This window comes from Streptomyces sp. NPDC096136, assembly GCF_044763325.1.
In the GTDB taxonomy this organism is placed as follows: domain Bacteria; phylum Actinomycetota; class Actinomycetes; order Streptomycetales; family Streptomycetaceae; genus Streptomyces.
Window position 1 is genome coordinate 1 of sequence record NZ_JBIWFZ010000053.1, and the last position, 4,533, is coordinate 4,533.

Below are 4,533 nucleotides of genomic sequence, written 5' to 3' on the forward strand. Positions count from 1 at the left end.
CGAACGGCCCAAATGCCCGTCGACATGCGCACACACCGCATCGAAGGCATCCGCGAACACCGGGAAGGCCGCATACAGCTCACACCCCATCCCCACCCGCTGACTCCCCTGACCCGAGAACAGGAACGCCGTGCCGGGCGGGGAGCCGGCCGTGCCGCGCAGGGCCGTGTCCGCCTCCTTCGAGGACGGGTCGTCGGCGGCCAGGGCGCGCAGTGCGGGCAGGAAGTCCTCCCGTCGGGTGCCGAGGACGGCGGCGCGGTGGTCCAGTGCCGCGCGCGTGCTCGCCAAGGACAGGGCCACGTCCGCCGGTTCCAGGGAAGGATGGCGCTCGACGTGGTCGAGGAGGCGCTCGGCCTGCTCGCGGAGGGCCTCGGGTCCGGTTCCGGAGATCAGCCACGGGACCGGCTTCGGTTCGGGGCGGGACTCGGCGGGCGCCGCGGGCTCGACGGGCGGCTGCTCGATGATGACGTGGGCGTTGGTGCCGCTCACGCCGAAGGAGGAGATGCCGGCCCGGCGGGTGTGTTCCGTTCCGGCCGTCCAGTCGACGGTCTCGGTCAGCAGTTCGACGGCTCCCGCCGACCAGTCGACGTGCGGGGTCGGCGCGTCGACGTGGAGGGTCCGGGGCAGGACCCCGTGGCGCAGGGCCTCGACCATCTTGATGATCCCGCCCACCCCGGCCGCGGCCTGGGTGTGCCCGATGTTGGACTTGAGGGAGCCCAGCCACAGCGGCCGGTCCTCCGAGCGCCCCTGCCCGTACGTCGCCAGCAGCGCCTGCGCCTCGATCGGGTCGCCGAGGGTGGTGCCGGTGCCGTGGGCCTCGACCACGTCCACGTCGGCGGCCGTCAGCCCGGCGTTCGCGAGGGCCTGGCGGATGACGCGCTGCTGGGCCGGGCCGTTGGGGGCGGTGAGGCCGTTGGAGGCCCCGTCCTGGTTGACCGCGGAGCCCCGTACGAGGGCCAGTACGGGGTGGCCGTGGCGGTGGGCGTCGGAGAGCCGCTCCACCAGGAGCATGCCCACGCCCTCGCCCCAGCCGGTGCCGTCGGCCGCCGCCGCGAACGGCTTGCACCGCCCGTCGGCCGCCAGACCGCGCTGCCGGCTGAACTCGATGAAGGCGTTGGGGGTGGACATCACGGTCACCCCGCCGGCCAGGGCGAGGTCGCACTCGCCGCGCCGCAGGGCCTGCGCGGCGAGGTGGAGGGCGACGAGGGAGGAGGAGCAGGCCGTGTCGACGGTGAGCGTCGGCCCCTCCAGGCCGAAGGAGTAGGCGATGCGCCCGGAGACGACGCTGGCCGAACTGCCGGTGCCGATGTAGCCCTCCAGGTCCTGCGGGACGCTCAGCAGGCGGGAGGCGTAGTCCTGGTAGCCGGAGCCGATGAACACGCCGGTGCCGGTGCCGCGCAGGGAGGTGGGGTCCATGCCGGCGCGTTCGAAGGCCTCCCAGGCCGTCTCCAGCAGGAGCCGCTGCTGCGGGTCCATGGCGAGGGCCTCGCGGGGCGAGATGCCGAAGAAGGAGGGGTCGAAGTCGGCGACGTCGTGGAGGAAGCCGCCGTCGCGCGCGTACGTGGTGCCGGGCCGGTCGGGGTCCGGGTCGTAGAGGGAGTCCAGGTCCCAGCCCCGGTCGGCGGGGAAGCCGCCGACCGCGTCGCGGCCCTCGGCGACGAGGCGCCAGAGGTCCTCGGGGCTGCGCACCTCGCCGGGGTAGCGGCAGCTCATGGCGACGATCGCGAGGGGCTCGTCGTCGTCGGCGCTGCGGGCGGTGGCCGTCGGCGCGGGGGCGGCGGCGGCCCGGCCCGTGACGGCCGCGGTCAGTTCCGCCAGCAGGTGGGCGGCCAGGGCGGACGGGGACGGGTGGTCGAAGACGAGGGTGGCCGGCAGCCGGACCCCCGTCGTCCTGCCGAGGCGGTTGCGCAGTTCCACGGCGGTGAGGGAGTCGAAGCCGAGTTCGCGGAAGGCCCGGTCGGCCGGGACCGCTTCCGCGTCCTGGTGGCCGAGCACGGCGGCGGCCTCGGCCCGTACCAGGGCGAGGACGGCGCGGGCCTGCTCGGCGGCGGTCAGGGCGGCGGTGCGGCGGGCGAACTCGGGGAGTTCGCCGTCGTCCGGGCCGTCGGACGCCGTTCCTGCGGCTGCCCCGGCGAGGGCTGCGACGGCCTCGGGGACGCCGTTCAGCAGCGGGCTGGGGCGCAGCAGGGTGAAGGAGGGCGCGAAGCGGTCCCAGGCGACGTCGGCGACGGTCACCGCCGTCTCGTCCGCGGTGAGGGCGGCGTCCAGGGCGGCGAGGGCCGACGCCGGGCTGAGGGCGGGCAGCCCGCGCTTGTGCAGCCGCTCCTCGGCGTCGCCGTCCTCGACCATGCCGCCGCCGGCCCAGGGGCCCCAGGCGATGGCGGTGGCGGCGAGCCCGCAGGCGCGGCGGTGTTCGGCGAGGGCGTCGAGGGAGGCGTTGGCCACGGCGTAGGCCGCCTGGCCGGCCGCGCCCCACACGCCGGAGATCGACGAGAAGAGCACGAAGGCGTCGAGCGGGCGCGCCCCGGTCTCCTCGGCCAGCAGTTCGTCGAGGTGCCGGGCGCCGGCCGTCTTGGCGGCGAGGACCTCGGCGAACTCCTCGGCGGTCGTCTCGGCCAGCATGGCCGGGGTACCCACTCCGGCCGCGTGGACGACGGCGGTGAGGGGGTGTTCCTGCGGGAGGCCGGCCAGCAGCCGGGCCACGGCCTCCCGGTCGGCGACATCGCAGGCCTCGATGGTGACCCGGGCGCCCAGGGCCTCGAGTTCGGCGCGGAGGGCCTCGGCTCCGGACGCCGCCGCTCCCCGGCGGCTGGTGAGGACCAGGTGGGCCGCTCCGGCCCCGGCGAACCGGCGGGCCACGTGGGCGCCGAGGGCTCCGGTGCCGCCGGTGATGAGGACGGTGCCGTGCGGCCGCCCGGCGGACGCGGCTTCCGCTGCCGGCCCGGACCGCCCCTGGGGGGCGCGCAGCAGGCGGCGTACGTAGACGCCGGCGGCGCGCACGGCCAGCTGGTCCTCGTCGGCGTGGGTGTGCGCGAGGACGGCCGCGAACCGCCGGGCGGCGCGGTCGTCGAGCACCTCGGGGAGGTCGACCAGGCCGCCCCAGCGTGCGGGGTGTTCGAGTGCGGCGGTCCGGCCGAGGGCCCAGACCGCCGCCTGGTGGGGGCTGCGCAGCGGGTCGGAGGTGCCGGTGGAGACGGCGCCCCGGGTGGCGCACCACAGGGGGGCGTCGAGGCCCGCGTCGCCCTGGGCCTGGATGGCCGCGAGGGTGGTGGCGAGCCCTTCCGCCAGGACGGGGTGGGACCGGTGCGGCTGCTCGTCGAGGGCCAGCAGCGACAGGATCCCGTCGACGGGGTGGTCGTGGGCGGCGGTGCGCAGCAGGTCCGCGAGTGCCTCCCGGCCGGTGCCGGGTTCGACCGGCAGGGGCCGTACGGTAGCGCCGTGCTCCTCCAGGGCCCGCAGGACGGCGGCCGTCCACGGGTCGTCGGCCGGGCGGGCGGCGGGGAGCAGGGCCAGCCAGCCGCCGCCGGGGCGGGCCGGGGCGGTCGCGGGCGCGGGTGCGGGCTGCCAGGCGATGCGGTAGCGCCGGCCGTCGAGCGTGGACCGCTCCCGATGGTTGCGGCGCCAGAGGGACAGGGCGGGCAGGACCGAGCTGAGGGGCGCCTCGTCGGTGAGGCCGAGCCGCTCGGCGAAGGCGGCGGGGTCGGCGCGTTCCACGGAGTCCCAGAACCCGGCCTCCGCCGGATCGGCGGCCCGGGCGGCGTCGGCGGCGGGCCGGCCGGAGAAGGCCGTGGACTCCAGCCAGTAGCGGCGCCGCTGGAAGGCGTAGGTGGGCAGGTCGTGGAGGGTCGGGCGGCCGGCGCGGCCGCCGGACGGGGCGGCCGGGTCGCACGGGACTCCGTGGACGTGCAGCCGTGCCAGGGCGGAGGCCGCGGCCAGGTCCTCGGGGGACTCCGCGCGCAGCAGGGGCACCGCGTGCGCGGAGTCCGCGTCCAGCAGGGGCTGGGCCAGGCCGGACAGCACTCCCCCGGGCCCGACCTCGACGAACACCGAGGCTCCGGCGTCCGCCAGGTACTGCACCGCGTCCGCGAACCGGACCGCGGCGCGTACCTGGCCCACCCAGTACTCGGGGTCGGCCAGTTCGGCGGCCGCCAGGCGGCGGCCGGTCACGGTGGAGACCACGGGAAGGGCCGGTGCGGCGAAGGGAACGGATTCGACGAGCTCGCGGAAGGCGTCGAGCATCGGGTCCATCAGCGGCGAGTGGAAGGCGTGCGAGACCGTCAGGGCCTTGGTCTTGCGACCCTCGGCCGCCAGCTTCCCGGCCAACTCGCCGACCACGTCCTCGGCACCCGAAACCACCACGGAAGCCGGCCCGTTGACGGCGGCGACACCCGCCCGGTCCTCGCACCCGGCCAGCAGCTCCCGCACCTCCTCCTCGGACGCCTCGACCGCGACCATCACACCGCCGGAGGGAAGCTCCTGCATCAGCCGGCCCCGCGCGGCCACCAGCTTCGCCGCGTCCACCAGCGACAGGAC

1 protein-coding gene is annotated in these 4,533 nt (G+C 76.8%); it reads right to left on the minus strand.

What is annotated here, in order from left to right:
* Positions 1–4,533: SDR family NAD(P)-dependent oxidoreductase (locus ACIRBY_RS38625; RefSeq protein ID WP_403910140.1), on the minus strand; the 4,533-nt coding region annotated here is incomplete at both ends.